The 13,284-nt window shown below is 67.9% G+C and carries 12 protein-coding genes, 1 pseudogene and 1 CRISPR repeat array; of the genes and pseudogenes, 9 read left to right on the top strand and 4 right to left on the bottom strand.

Annotated elements, in window-relative coordinates; genetic code table 11:
* Nucleotides 1–522, top strand: a complete 522-nt coding sequence (locus tag AB0B50_RS04170; protein WP_362325288.1) for a hypothetical protein — start codon at nt 1–3, stop codon at nt 520–522.
* A 48-nt stretch (nt 523–570) separates the two neighbouring features.
* Here AB0B50_RS04170 and AB0B50_RS04165 read toward each other — a convergent pair whose 3' ends face one another.
* Nucleotides 571–1,395, bottom strand: a complete 825-nt coding sequence (locus tag AB0B50_RS04165; protein ID WP_362325286.1) for a hypothetical protein — start codon at nt 1,393–1,395, stop codon at nt 571–573.
* A 132-nt stretch (nt 1,396–1,527) separates the two neighbouring features.
* On the opposite strand from AB0B50_RS04165, the gene AB0B50_RS04160 reads away from it, so the two are divergent.
* The gene (locus tag AB0B50_RS04160; RefSeq protein WP_362325283.1) at nt 1,528–2,070 is read left to right on the top strand and encodes a hypothetical protein; all 543 of its coding nucleotides are present in this window, start codon (nt 1,528–1,530) and stop codon (nt 2,068–2,070) included.
* Entirely contained in the window at nt 2,057–3,595 is a 1,539-nt protein-coding gene (locus AB0B50_RS04155; RefSeq protein WP_362325280.1) for a terminase family protein, read from the top strand. Before AB0B50_RS04160 ends, AB0B50_RS04155 begins: the two co-directional genes overlap by 14 nt.
* Before the next feature lie 366 nt (nt 3,596–3,961).
* On the opposite strand, the pseudogene AB0B50_RS04150 reads toward AB0B50_RS04155, so the two are convergent.
* Together AB0B50_RS04150 and AB0B50_RS04145 are read right to left on the bottom strand one after the other, a co-directional pair.
* Nucleotides 3,962–4,730 (bottom strand): annotated as a pseudogene (locus AB0B50_RS04150) (transposase).
* 235 nt (nt 4,731–4,965) lie between these two features.
* Complete coding sequence (locus AB0B50_RS04145) at nt 4,966–5,241, bottom strand: Clp protease N-terminal domain-containing protein (RefSeq protein ID WP_362325277.1); 276 nt, start codon at nt 5,239–5,241, stop codon at nt 4,966–4,968.
* A 995-nt stretch (nt 5,242–6,236) separates the two neighbouring features.
* On the opposite strand from AB0B50_RS04145, the gene AB0B50_RS04140 reads away from it, so the two are divergent.
* Nucleotides 6,237–7,970, top strand: a complete 1,734-nt coding sequence (locus AB0B50_RS04140; protein WP_362325274.1) for a hypothetical protein — start codon at nt 6,237–6,239, stop codon at nt 7,968–7,970.
* Here AB0B50_RS04140 and AB0B50_RS04135 read toward each other — a convergent pair.
* Entirely contained in the window at nt 7,948–8,475 is a 528-nt protein-coding gene (locus AB0B50_RS04135) for a hypothetical protein (RefSeq protein WP_362325271.1), read from the bottom strand. The two genes, AB0B50_RS04140 and AB0B50_RS04135, sit on opposite strands and share 23 nt — an antisense overlap.
* A 248-nt stretch (nt 8,476–8,723) precedes the next feature.
* Here AB0B50_RS04135 and AB0B50_RS04130 point away from each other — a divergent pair, with 248 nt between their 5' ends.
* From AB0B50_RS04130 to AB0B50_RS04110, 5 genes are all read left to right on the top strand, one after another.
* Nucleotides 8,724–9,251: a hypothetical protein gene (locus tag AB0B50_RS04130; RefSeq protein ID WP_362325268.1), complete on the top strand. Its 528-nt coding sequence runs from the start codon at nt 8,724–8,726 to the stop codon at nt 9,249–9,251.
* A 124-nt stretch (nt 9,252–9,375) separates the two neighbouring features.
* A complete protein-coding gene (locus AB0B50_RS04125) occupies nt 9,376–9,807 on the top strand; it encodes a head decoration protein (RefSeq protein WP_362325266.1) in 432 nt (143 codons plus the stop codon).
* The gene (locus tag AB0B50_RS04120) at nt 9,804–10,853 is read left to right on the top strand and encodes a major capsid protein (protein WP_362325263.1); all 1,050 of its coding nucleotides are present in this window, start codon (nt 9,804–9,806) and stop codon (nt 10,851–10,853) included. The genes AB0B50_RS04125 and AB0B50_RS04120 overlap by 4 nt, the downstream gene beginning before the upstream one ends.
* Complete coding sequence (locus AB0B50_RS04115; RefSeq protein ID WP_362325260.1) at nt 10,850–11,059, top strand: hypothetical protein; 210 nt, start codon at nt 10,850–10,852, stop codon at nt 11,057–11,059. The genes AB0B50_RS04120 and AB0B50_RS04115 overlap by 4 nt, the downstream gene beginning before the upstream one ends.
* Before the next feature lie 69 nt (nt 11,060–11,128).
* Nucleotides 11,129–11,449, top strand: a complete 321-nt coding sequence (locus AB0B50_RS04110) for a hypothetical protein (RefSeq protein WP_362325257.1) — start codon at nt 11,129–11,131, stop codon at nt 11,447–11,449.
* A gap of 247 nt (nt 11,450–11,696) precedes the next feature.
* Nucleotides 11,697–13,068: a CRISPR direct-repeat array (repeat unit 29 nt; unit sequence GGGTCCATCCCCGCGTGTGCGGGGAGCAG).
* Nucleotides 13,069–13,284 lie beyond the last annotated feature (216 nt).

Below are 13,284 nucleotides of genomic sequence, written 5' to 3'. Positions count from 1 at the left end.
GTGGAAATTGGGGCGGAATCGGTCCGCGTTCGCGTAGACATCGAAGCTCGCGACAGATACAGCATCATGTGGCTGGCCGGCATACGCGAACTCGACCTGACCCAACACTGTCTGAAGACGTTCGCCGACTGCGACCGTCCTCACATCAGCACCAAACTGCGACACCAAACACTGCACCTGCCCTACGCGAACCCGCCTGCGGCCTGGTACTTGTGCGCACTGCCGATCCCCTGGGACTGGTCCCGCAACGCGCATCTCGCCTTCGAGTACGCACCCGGCGAGACCTGGCAGGGGGACGCGCTCGTCACCGGGCTCGGCGTCAGGCTCACCAACGCCGTACCGGTCACCGGATGGGGGGAGCACTCGATCCCATCAGATGCTTCCAACAGGAACTCACGGCTGTACCGAACATGCCGCAACTGGCAGTTCGCATGGTGGCTACGCCAGAACCGCAACACTCCACAGGTCCCACCGCAAACCGAGCAACACCGTGGAGGAGCAGAGCAGCTGACCCTGAACTGATCCCTTTGCAAACATTCCAACCAGGCTCAAACAACCTCTGCGAGGTGGTCACTCAGAATTTAGATACTCAGATATCGCTGTAATGAGGTCCTCCCTAGCAGCCTTGAAGGGAGAAGCTGCCTCACTGACGCGTGTATCGAAGGCGTCCCTATGAGGGTTCGCCGCCCAACGAAGGAGCGCGCCGCGATCAACATCGGAGAGAAACTCGCAGCGCGCGAGCTCCGCCGTCGCGGCGCGCTCCAGCGGCAACATGGCGCGCCGGTACGCCACACCGTCAGGGCTGTCGAACGGGGCAAAGACGGCCGCCGTCTCAGAGAGGCTGCACATCTCTTCCAGGGCCGTCGTCGCGTCAGTGGCAGGGGTTTCGACAGCCGTGCTGTCACCGAGCATCGCGGGGTGCTCGTCTTCCGCATCGTGGCGATCGGTGAGGAGATTCCGGGCCCGATGGTCAGTAGCACCGTTCTCCAGCAGTGCCGCGTACTCCGAGCACTTGGCGCCCAACGCCCGCCCCGCCTCGGTCAAACGTGCTGGCCCTTCGGCTTCCGCTGCGCCGAGAGCCGCGCGAAGTGCTGTACGGGCCGCATTGACCTCGCCTGTGTGTGCCTCCAACGTCCCGTCTTCTGGGCGGCTGTAGAGCGTCCAGGCCGCGTCCATGAGTGCGTCGGCAGCCGAGAGGAACGCGAGCCATGCTGTCCGCTGCGAGTTCTTCCGCCACTGCACATGCTGAGCCCGGGCGCCGATGCGAGCGGCCTCAGTCGCCGCATCCGCCGCGCGATGGGCAGCACGCGCCTGCCGGTAGACCGCCGGCACCCCCACAGCGGCAATCGCTGCTGACAGTAACGCCCCCACGGCAGCAACCACTTCAGGTGACATGGACGCGATTCTGCCGGACCCCACCGGTACACAGTTCAGCGGATCCCCACAGTGTCCGCCTGCCGCGTCGATCTGGCTTACCGCTTCAGTGCGGGATCATAGAAGGAGGGTGCGGGGCCCAGGGAGTTGTTCATGGGCCGCCCCAACCGGGCCACTCGGGCTGCCATCACCCAGCGCCGTGCCGACGCGATCGACCTCAAGCTCGCCGGTGTCGACTGGCTGACCATTGGCCGCAAGCTCGCCGCTGACCCTTCCATCAACTCGGACGGTGTCGCCTACCCGCAGGGGTACGGCATCGACAAGTACAAGCGGCAGCAGGGCCCGCCCACCGACAAGCGGCTCATCGAGCTCGCCTGCAAGGACGTCTCCAAGGCCCTGGCCGAGCGCACCACTGCTCTCGACGACCGGACCGACGAGCTGCGGCAGCTCATGGTGGAGCGCCTGGAGCGGCTGTTCTTCGGCGTCTACCGGGCCGCGATCCGCAACGGCGACTATCAGGCCGTCGATCGCGCGGTACGCATCATCGAGCGCAGCAGCCGCCTCCTCGGCTTGGACCGGCCCGTTCGCACTGAGCTGTCCGGCCCGGACGGCGGCGCCGTCCAGGTCGAGGCCGCGGGCCTTGAGGAGCTGGAGCGCCTGATCCACCTGGCTGGCGGCGAGGGTGGGAAGGGCTGACGAGGCGGCGGTCCTCGACCTCTACCGGACGCTGCCCGCCCAGCGCCGCCGTGAGATAGCAGCCGCCTCCAGTCCTGAACTACGCACCCGGCTCGTGCGGATCGAGCGAGAGTTGGCGATGGACCGCTCGCCGGGTGCGATGGCCTCCGTGCTCACGGACGGGCGGGAGATGCAGGCCCCGCACCTGGGGCTGATCGACGCCGCCTTCGAGCAGGTCGCCGCGGGCAAGCCGACCCGGCTGCTGCTGACGATGCCGCCGCGGCACGGCAAGAGCCGCCGTGCCGCGAGGTGGGCGCCACTCTGGTATCTGCGGCGCCGTCCCGAGCACAGGGTGATGATCGCCTCCTACTCCTCCGACCTGGCCGACGATCACGGCAGGTGGATCAGGGACGCAATCCTCAACTACCAGTCGCAGCTCGGCATCAGCCTGCGGCCCGGCTCGTCCGCGGCCAACCGCTTCGACCTCACCGGCACCGAGGGTGGCGCGGTCATGGCCGGTGTCGGAGGCGGCCTCACCGGCAAGGGCGCGCACCTGGCGGTGGTCGATGACCCGATCAAGGACGCCGCCGAAGCCTCCTCCCCCACGATGCGGAAGCGGTTGTGGGAGTGGTGGCAGGCCGTCCTCCTGACCCGCATCGAACCGGGTGGCTCGGTCATCCTGATTCAGACCCGTTGGGACGAGGACGACCTCGCCGGCCGCGTCCTGGCCGATGAGGGCGACCGGTGGACCGTCATCGACCTACCCGCCCTCGCCCTCTCCGACGACGACGCCCTCGGCCGTCCGGTCGGCGCACCGCTGTGGCCCGAGCGGTACGACAGCAACGCCCTCGCTGAGATCCGCCGCTCGGTGGGCGAACGCGTGTGGTGGTCGCTGTACATGCAGCAGCCGCGCCCGCAGGACGGCGGCGTGTGGCAGTGGTCGTGGATCACCAACAACCGTGTCACTGCTGCCCAGTTCCGCGGCATCGACCTCACGCGGATCGTTGTCGCCGTCGACCCCGCGGGCGGTGAGTCCGCCGTGGGCGACGAGACCGGCATCGTGGCCGCCGCCCGCGACCGCGACGGTCACCTCTACGTCCTGGACGACCGCTCCGGCAACCGGGGCGCCGACGCCTGGGGCCGCGAAGCCTGCCTGCTCGCCATCGAACTGCGCGCGGACGCCATCGTCGTCGAGTCGAACTTCGGCGGCGACATGAGCAGCCAGATCCTCCACCAGGCATGGCAGGAACTCGCCCGCGACCAGCGCACCGAGAACATGCTCATGCCCGCCGTGCTGCCCGTGACCGCCAAGAACGGTAAGCGACTCCGGGCCGAGCCGATCGCCCAGCTCTACGAACAGGGGCGCGTCCACCACGTCGGCGAGTGGCCCACCCTGGAGCAGCAGATGGTGACCTGGGTGGCCGGGATGGACAGCCCGGATCGAATGGACGCCGCCGTGCACGGGCTGACGCAGCTCGCCGACCCCCAGCAGGCGTCCGCCGGGGCTACGGCGTACAGCGACAGGCGCTTGGGCGGGCGCAGATGAAGCATTCCTTCATGCAGAGTGAACTGTCTTGGGCCAGTAGAAGGCAGGCGTCTCGTTTCGTGACCATGGAGACGAGACGCCTGCGCCCAGAACAGGACAACGCCCTGACGGCCACGGTGGAGGAGCACCCCTGAATGTTCGGGGTGGTCACCACCAGTGAACCACGGGGTGCACTGTGGTGCGGCTCTGGACGCTCTGAGAGGGCACACCACCTCGGAAACAGTTCCTAGCCTCGCTCTTTCACTTTGAGCGGGGTGCTGGTGTTGATCGTGAACTGGCGGATGTCCGGGCTGGTTTGAGGGTCCGGGCATGTCGCAGGCCCCGGCGCGTTGGCCGGGGTCTCCGAGTCCTTCAGATCGTGGGCGGTCAGGGACGCGCGGGCCAGCCGGCCGGGCGGGGCAGGGCCGCGAGGCGGTGGAAGGCCGCGGTCAGTTCGTGGCGCCAGGGCCAGGTTGCGGAGATCCGCAGGTGGAGGCGGCGGCCGCCGCGGGTGAGTCGGGCGGCGACGTGGAGGAGCCGGTAGCGCAGTCGTTTCGGCTCGTTCATGGCGAGTTCTTCGTCCAGCAGCAGGAGCTGGGTCCAGACGAGCAGGTCGGTCGCGGCCAGCGAAAGCTCGAGCCAGGCGGCGTTGATAGCGAAGTGACGGGAGGGGAAACGGCCGATCCCGGTGTCCTTGCCGCAACGGATCCCTCGTGTCCGCCGACCCGCACCACGGGTAGGCCCTCGCCCCTCTCGGCGGCCTGCAGCCAGGCGATCTCCCGCGCGGTGGCGCGGGCCGAGCGCAGCCGGGCGAGCACCTGCTCGTCGATGCCGGCGAGCAGCCGCCAGGAGGTGGCCGTGGACGCCACCGGACCGAACACCCCAGCCTGGTCCCGCAGCACTGTGAGATCGGTGATCGTCTCACCGCCGTCGGCGACCATCACCGCCAGGTCCACGGCGATCCAGCCCGGATCGTGCCCGATCCCGCGCGGCCGCAGCGGCCGGAGCACCTCTGCGTACGCGGACGTCAGCCCGGTCACTTCATGAGATCCGCCAGCAGGCGAGCCCCGGCATGCCCAACCACCCCCGAACCATCCGCCGTGACATGGACCTTGGGACGCGAACCGATACCCTTCACGCAGAAAGTGCCTTCCAACCGAGACAACAGAGACCCTAAACAAGTCTCATCGTCCCTGGTCAGGAGGCACTTTCCCGTTCACGGCATGATGACCGCCCTCACCCCCAGTGAAAGCGCGAGGCTAGTGGCTCGAGCACCGCCCACTCGACGTCGGAAGGATCCATCGGATAGGCACGTCGTCCGGTCATCCCGCCTCCCCGAAGTGCAGGAACTACCAAGTCGCCTGCCCTGAACGGGGCTTCTCAGACACCCACTAATTGGTCCCCGGAATGGTCGACGAGTCTTGCATCGTTCCCAGGTACTCTGGCGCGCTCATTTCTTCCTGCAGCGTGTGCGCCATTTGCTTTCGGTCGCCGAACTTCCCCAAGTGGCGAGCGGGAAGTGAATCAGGGTCATGGAGAATGGCCAGAAGGAGATGCTCCGCACCTACATGACCATGACCCATCATGCGGGCAATGGTCGATGCCGAACCGAGAATCTGTTGATACCTCGGCGTAAAAACGAGGTCGTCCTCATCGCCATGTTCCATGAACAGTACCCTTCGTCAGTCGGTCGAAGAGGGTGAGCGGGAACCGACCGTTACAGTCACGCAGCCGCTTCCCTAGCAGTCTGCAGGTTTCAAGTTGAGGGCTGGCGCTGCCATTAGGCAACCCTGGGTCGCCCGCCAGGCCCATCGCTTGTCGACTTGTTGGTTATGAGCCCATTGCCCCTTGTAGGGCCCCCCGCACCGGAAGCGGGTACCGTAGCTGTCGCTATCGGTCGCCCCATCGCGAGACGCTGTGCAGATACCAAGCCCTGGATGGCCGTAGTCTGAGCAGTAGAAGAGAACGCCGCCGGTCGGGTTGCCTGAACGACCCCAACAGATGGCGCGCGCAGCATCGACGTCTTCAGGTTCGGCAGAGAGCGGTATCACCCCATCAGTCTCGGCCGCAAGTGGTGCTGCAACTACAGTGGCACCTTGTTGGGTCGCCGCTGACGCACCGTGCGCGCTGACTCCAGATAGCGTCAGTGTGGCGATCAGCCCGAGTGTTAAGTTGAGTGATCTAGCTTTCGGCATCGATTGCCTTACCTCCTGTTGGTCGCTACTCCAAGCGGTTCCTGGAAGCTTGATTGAGTTTGCCGCTCGGGCGAGTTAGGGGACGGCATCGGGTCCTTTTGTTACAACTCCTGCGCAATTGGAGCTAAGTGTTCCGCAGGCCTGTACCACAAGGAACCCGTAGGCGCAGCCGAGGGTTTCAGCCAGACCTTCCAATTGCGCTTGCTCTGCTCAACCGGAATCTCAGCATTGTGATTCGCCGAGGTGACACAGTCCCGGCGATAGCCTGCGGGCCCACCTCCGAGAGGCGGTCCTGCGAGCTTCGGCACAACACGATCAGCACGCATCGCAGCAATGCTGGCAACTGACCGGCCTGATCAATCAGCCGGACATCGCGGATTCAATTTGAGTAACCGAGTCCAGGGGCGTGGATCTCTACGGCACTACCCTAGGAAGCGGCGCGGGGCTGACGATGGGGACTTTCCTCCGTGGGCCTGCGCACCTTCCTCACCGACGCGTGGTCGTGGCTGAACTACAAACCAATGATGGCCAGCACGCATGACGGGCTTCCCCACCGGACGCTCAGCTCGGCAGTGCAGGCGACATGGCTCCCGGACTACTCAGTCCGCCGCCTGGCCGCGTACAAGCTCCTCGCCGCTTACGACAACAACCAGGCCGGTGAACTCGCCAGCCTGGCCGGCAACGATGCAGCGGCCGAGCGGCGCGAGTTCGGCGACCCCTCCGCCTTCGTGGACACGACGCTCGCTCACCTGCTGGGCAAGTCACAGCAGATCATCGTGCCCGGCGCCGAGCACGCCAAGGACGAGAACGCGAGCCCCGAGGCGATCGCGGCGGCCGCCGTGCAACAGCGCCTTCGCGACTGGGCGGAGGCAGAGTTGCTGCCGCTTCGCCTGCAGGCCGCAGAACGCAAGGCCGTACTGCTCGGTGACGGCCTCTACCTGCTGGCCTGGGACCCCGAGAAGCAGCGGGTGCGCCTGCGCACCCTCGACCCTGGCTTCTACTTTCCTGTCCTCGAGGACGACGCCGACCCAGGCGACTACCCGCGGCGCGTACACCTGGCGTGGGAGATACCTGAAGACCCGAAGCAAGGACTGAAGGCGCGGCTGCGGCGCATCACCTACGAGCTCGGCCCGATCGAACCAGACTCCACCGCCCTGTCCTTGGGCGAGACAGCCGAGGGTCCGTCTCGGCCTTCAGGCCAGGCCGGGGACACGTACAACTCTGCGCTCGACCGCTTCGAGCGCACGTATCCGTGGGCACCCGATGCCCCGTCCGCGATCACCTGCTACCTGACCGACGCCGAGTGGACGCTCGATGACCTGCGCCACGGCCAGCAACTCGATGATCTGCCGCTGGACAAGGCGCGGTTTCGCACCCGCGCGCACGGCGCCCTGCTGCGGCGGCTGGACCTTCGGCTGGACTTCATGCCGCTCGTCCACATCAGCAACACCATCGCGGATGGCGAGCACTTCGGACAGTCCGCCCTGGCCAAGGTGATGCAGGCCCTTGATGAACTGGCCGAGACCGACACCGACTCGGCCCGGGCCTCCGCAACCACCGGCGCGCCCATCATCGGCTTGGCGGGCGCCCGCGCGGAGGTGGACCGGGTCACGGGCAGGCCGAAGCCGCTCGCGATCGAACCCGGCACGATCTTCTCGCTCGCCGACGGCGGCCGTATGGACGTCCTGGACACCTCGCACCAGCTAGCGGAGCTGCGGGCCCGCGTGGAGGAGATCCGCGACCGCGCCGCCGTCAATGCCCGTCTTCCCGCCGTGAGTCTGGGCACCGTCGACCCCTCCGATGTCCCCAGCGGGTACGCGCTCCAGCTGTCCCTGGGCCCGCTGGACTCCCTCGTCGACGCGATGCGCCTGGCGCGCGCCCACAAGTACACGCTGCTGCTGAAGCTGGTACAGCGCATCCACCAGGCCGGGCACGCTGAGGGTTGGCCCACCGGCACGCCGCTGTCCGCGCGACTCGTTTTCGGTCCGCACACACCGACCGATCGCACCGCGATCCTGAACGAGGTGATCCGCGGGGTCAGTGCCGGGGTGCTGTCTCTAGAGACCGGCATCCGCATGCTGCAAGACGCCGGATACCCCATCGAGGACGCCCGCGAGGAAGTCACCCGGATCAACGACCGGCGACACATCCACGAGGCCAAGCCGGGCAGAGAGCCCGTCAGTTCTTCTTCATCGTCTTGAACCGCTCCCGCTGCTCCTCGACCGACATGCGCAACTCGTCCTCGCCCAGCTCGGTCTTGGTCCCACCGCCCCACTGCCTGACGTAGGTACCTTCGCCGCCGGGAACGCCGTCGACGCGTGTGATGAACATGCAGTCGCCGGCGAAGTCCCCGAACTCCGGGCCCAGTCTCTGGCCTTCCTTCGGGTCACGGCCCACCGCGAGCTTGTGACCGTCCTCGTCGTAGATGACGGTCTCCTCCTCGGAGGAAGCCGTCCGAATGCATGAGCCGGCGGTCGAGCCAGACTCGGTGTACTTCCCCAGTGCCACCGACACGTCGTACGCGGTGAACGGGTCCCGGTCGACCCACGGCGCCCACCACCACACCACTGCCCCCAGGGCGGCCGCCACTAGGACGCCGGTCAAGGCCAGCACACGACGATTGGTCCGCCGGGTCTTCGTCAGCGAAGCATCCTGGTCCACCGCTGTTCTTGCAGGTTCCCCAACCGTATTCATGAAGTCGATCATGCCAGGGCGGGGCATAACAGCGGGTCCCGAGCCTTCCCGGGCTACCAGGCCACATCGCTGGCATCCGTACACTGGGACACGGCGCGGGGCCGACATGGGAGTAGCACCACCCAATGCCCCGTTGTCTGCCCACTCCACGCACTGTCCTCGGTTACCGCCGTGATGGCCGTCCGATCTTCCCGGTACTCGGCGCCTCCTCCGATGACCCGTCGAATGACGAAGTCACGGTCAGCGTCAGCCAGAAGCAGTTGAACACGATGATGGCCCGGGAGAAGGACCAGGGCGGCCGTGCGGCGGTCCGCTCCCTGGTCGAGAAGCTCGGCTTCACCAGCGCGGCCGCTCTTGAAGAGCACCTCACGAGCCTGCGACAGGCGGAGCAGGAACAGCTGACCGAGACCGAACGCCGCGAACAGGCCGTCGCTGTGCGGGAGAAGGCAGCGATCGACCGGGAGGCGGCCGCGCTCGCCCGAGAGCGGGACGCACTCCACCGCTCGGCACTGGTCACGGCAGGTGTGACCAGCCGCGATCTCGATGGCGCCGTGGCGCTGCTTCGGGTCCCCAACGACGCCGATGCCGACGCCCTGGGCGAGGCGGTGCAGGAGTTGAGCGGGCGCCGCCCCGAACTGTTCAACGCCCCCGCCCAAGGCATGCCGCCCGCGCCGGGGGGAGCTCCGGCCTCGGTGCCGCCGCCGCGCCCCGGCAGCGCAGAACGGAAGCCCGGCGCCGCCGGACTGGAGATGGCCCGCCGTCGCGGGCTCCTGCCCGACCCCAACTAGACCACGGCAGCCGCCCCCTGCGGGCGGCTGCCCGCCCGGGGACCACGCCCCTTTTCTCCTCCGTGGACCGCTCCACCGCCCTGGTGAGTGCGCGACCGCACCCGCACTACCAGGAGAAGACGGCTTGAGTATCCAGCCGTACAGCACCACCGTGACGGTGACCGCCGACCGGGATTGGCTTGCCTCCCGCCACGGCACCGACTCCACCGAGACCATCACTCTCGACCTGACCACGCTCACCAAGAACGTCCACTACGTCGAGCCGAGCGCAGCGCAGCTGCACGGCTTCGTCCGCTCCGGCGTCCCCGTCGGCCGTATCACCGCCTCCGGCCTGTATGGCGCCTATGACCCGGCGGCCGAGGACGGCCGCGAGGTCCTCGCCGGCCTCGTCTACGCCGAGGCGCCCTTCACCCCCGGGGCCACGAAGGTGCCCGCCGCGCTGTTCTGGCACGGCACCGTGACCACGGCGAAGATCCCCGGCGGCATCGACCCGGCCAAGATCGCACCTAGCCCGGCCGGGGCGCAGATCCGCTTCCTCGGGGCGGTGAGCGCATGAGCGTCGCCGACCTGCTGAAGAACGTGTCCGTCGCCGACCTCACCGTCTACGCGCGCACCATGCCCAGCCCGGACGACTTCCTGCTCACCAAGACGGTGTTCGCCGAGGCCCAGGTGCAGGACGTGAAGTGGCGCGTCCGGCAGAACAAGCGTCGCGTGAACGCTGCCTCCTACCGTGCCTACGACACCAGCGTGCCGTTCGCGAAGCGACAGGCCCAGTCCACGCAGACCGAGGGCACTCTCCCGGCGCTCGGCCAGAAGCTTCTGGTCGGCGAAATGGAGCAGCTGCTCTTGGACGCGGCCCGGGGCGCGGACGAGGACCGGCTCGTCGAGCTGCTCTACGACGACGTGGAACGGCACGTCGAGGCGATCCGATCCCGTCTCGAACTCGCCGCTGGTGACGTGCTGTTGGACGGCAAGTTCAGCCTGGGCGGCGAGAACGGTCTGACTGTCGAGGTCGACTATGGCGTACCGCAGGCCAACATGCCGACCGCGCCCAAGCCGTGGTCCGCGCCGGATGCCGATCCGATCGCGGACGAACTGCGGTGGATCGACTACCTCGACTCCATCGGCGCCCCGGCACCGGAGATGGTGCTCACCTCCCGCAAGGCGTGGTCGCATCTGGCGTCGAACGGCGCGTACAGGGCGGCCTATTACGGCACTCCTGCTGGCGGGCAGACGCCCACGGCGACGTTGAACCCGCAGCAGGTCAACTCGGTGCGTGGCACGTACGGTCTTCCGCCGGTCACGTTCTACAAGGCGCAGGTGTGGCAGGACGACGTATCGAAGCGGGTTCTGCCGGAGGATCGGTGGATCATGCTGCCACCGGACCGGGCGAAGTGGGGCCAGACTCAGTACGGCACCACAACCGAGTCCCTGGCGCTGTCGCGCGGTACGAATCCTCAAATCGAGCGCGAGGACGCTCCGGGCATCGTCATCACCCGTGACGTTGAGGACGACCCGGTGCAGATCTGGACCAAGGGCGCCGCGGCCGCGATGCCGGTCCTGTACTCGCCGGACTGCCACATCACCGCCACCGTCCTGTGAGCGCCGCCGTGAAGTCGCTCGGCGTACTCGCCACCACCGTCCACGTCCTCGACCCCACCGAGCGCACCCCTGTGGTGCTGCTCGCCGGCGAGCACGTGACGGATCCAGCAATGGCTGAGCAGATCACCAATCCGCGCTGCTGGAACGGCGAACAGCCGCCCGCCCAGCCCAGCAAGCCGTCCGCCCGGAAGGCGAAGCCCGCCTAGGGCCGGACTCTGCACGGTGGGGAGAAGCAGATTCCTCGCTTCTCCCCACCGCCCTATTCGAGGACCTGTGTGAACAGCGATGTACTGCGCTGGCTCCAAGCCCAGCTCGGCGCCGATACCGACGCCACCGATCTCACCACCCGCTACGAACGGCTGCACTCCGCCAAAGCCGTCGCGCTTGAAGTGCTCCACGAACGCCTCGCCGCACTCGTCGCCGAGCCATTGAAGGTCACCGTCAACGGCGTCGCCACCATCGACAACTCCGCCAACGCGACTGCCCTAGAACGCCGCGCGGCACAGATAGCCGACGAAACCCCGCCCGATGAGTCGCCTGCCGCGCGCCATAACCATCTGATCGCTGTGCACCTGTGCCCACGGCCCAGGCGATGACGACTTCTCCGTCCCCGCATGCGCGGGGAGCAGGGGTGCTGCTGGCCCTCGATCATCCAGGACCAGGGTCCATCCCCGCATGTGTGGGGAGCAGGGCGGTGCAGCAAACATAGGATACTTGCATGTGGGGCCATCCCCGCGGGCGCGGGGAGCAGATCATCTCCGGCTATCCCGCGATGCTGCCCGCGAGTCCATCCCCGCGCGCGGGGAACAGAAGTACGGCGACATCGCCTATCCATACCAGGCGGGGCCATCCCCGCGTGGCGCGGGGAGCAGCTGGTCGTGCTGCGGCCGAAGCCGTGAGTGTGGGGACCATCCTCGCGAGCGCGGGGAGCACTGGGAGGACCTCAAAGGCTTGTACCGGGCCGGGGGTCTATCCCCGCGTGCGCGGGGAGCAGGCAAGCTCGGCCGCGCGTGCGGGTGCACCGTAGGGTCCATCCCCACGTGCACGGGGAGCATGCCTTCTGCAGGGCCTGCCACAGCGCGAGCCGGGGTCCATCCCCGCGTGCGCGGGGAGCAGCAGTCGTCGGGAAAGACCACGTTCATGGCGTGGGGGCCATCCCCGCGTGCGCAGGGAGCAGCGCCCCCAGCCCAGCTTGTTGGGGGTGGCCCAGGGTTCATCCCCGCATGTGCGGGGAGCAGACAAGGGAAAGATCGCGGGCCCCGTGGGAGCAGGGCTCATCCCCGCATGTGCGGGGAGCAGGAGAATCTCCGCCACGGCCCGCTCAAGGGCCTGGGTCCATCCCCACGTGTGCGGGGAGCAGGGTACCGGTGTCGCCGCCATGGTTGTGATCGTTGGGTCCATCCCCGCGTGTGCGGGGAGCAGGTCGGCTCCGGCCTGGTGGCCCGGGCCCGCGCGGGTCCATCCCCGCGTGTGCGGGGAGCAGGGTCTGTTGGGTGAGGGCAAGTTGGGCGAGACGGGTCCATCCCCGCGTGTGCGGGGAGCAGTTGTTGAGGGTCTTCGCCGCATCGGCGGCCTTGGGTCCATCCCCGCGTGTGCGGGGAGCAGCGTCCACTATCGGCTCCTTGGCCGCCTCTGTCGGGTCCATCCCCGCGTGTGCGGGGAGCAGCGGTTCTCGGCGTAGCCGGGGAGTTCGAGGTAGGGCCCATCCCCGCGTGTGCGGGGAGCAGCCGCTCTTCCAGCGGCCCTTCAGGTCGTAGCAGGGTCCATCCCCGCGTGTGCGGGGAGCAGGGGCTGAAGAACAGCCTGCCGGGCCTGACTCCGGGTCCATCCCCGCGTGTGCGGGGAGCAGTGCGGGGGTGTGCTCCCGGTGGTGGCGGTCCAGGGTCCATCCCCGCGTGTGCGGGGAGCAGAGGCGGTCGGCGACCTTGTTGAGAAAATGGGCGGGTCCATCCCCGCGTGTGCGGGGAGCAGTCCTGGTGGCCTGGAAGGTCGGCGACGGCGTCGGGTCCATCCCCGCGTGTGCGGGGAGCAGGGGTCATGAGTCCGTCGATGCGGCTGTCTGATGGGTCCATCCCCGCGTGCGCGGGAAGCAGTGGCGGCGCGGGGTGACCAGGGTGTGCCCAACGGGTTCATCCCCGCGTGCGCGGGAAGCAGTGGGCCCCTGCGCCCCAGGCCATGTGGGACTCGGGGCCATCCCCGCCGACGCGGGGAGCACTTCTCACCGGAGTCCGGCCGTCAGCTTCGGGAGGGTCCACCCTCGCATATATGGGGAGCGGTACGGCGTCCAGCTGACAGCCTGCGACCCGTGAGGTCCTTCCCCGCAGGCGCAGGGAGCAGCGCGGTGGTCAACGGCACCCTGCACACGGTACGGGTTCACCTCCGCGGGCGTGGGGAGCAGTGCATCAGGATCCGCTGCGCGCATTCGTAGTTG

Source organism: Streptomyces sp. NPDC041068 (assembly GCF_040647455.1).
Lineage (GTDB): Bacteria > Actinomycetota > Actinomycetes > Streptomycetales > Streptomycetaceae > Streptomyces.
This window is presented reverse-complemented; position numbering and strand designations above follow the sequence as displayed.

Excerpts from the sequence above, each read along its gene's own strand:
- AB0B50_RS04120 (WP_362325263.1), top strand. The coding sequence starts at position 9,804 with ATGAGCGTCGCCGACCTGCTGAAGAACGTGTCCGTCGCCGACCTCACC.
- AB0B50_RS04165 (WP_362325286.1), bottom strand. The coding sequence starts at position 1,395 with ATGTCACCTGAAGTGGTTGCTGCCGTGGGGGCGTTACTGTCAGCAGCG.
- AB0B50_RS04160 (WP_362325283.1), top strand. The coding sequence starts at position 1,528 with ATGGGCCGCCCCAACCGGGCCACTCGGGCTGCCATCACCCAGCGCCGT.
- AB0B50_RS04145 (WP_362325277.1), bottom strand. The coding sequence starts at position 5,241 with ATGGAACATGGCGATGAGGACGACCTCGTTTTTACGCCGAGGTATCAA.
- AB0B50_RS04135 (WP_362325271.1), bottom strand. The coding sequence starts at position 8,475 with ATGATCGACTTCATGAATACGGTTGGGGAACCTGCAAGAACAGCGGTG.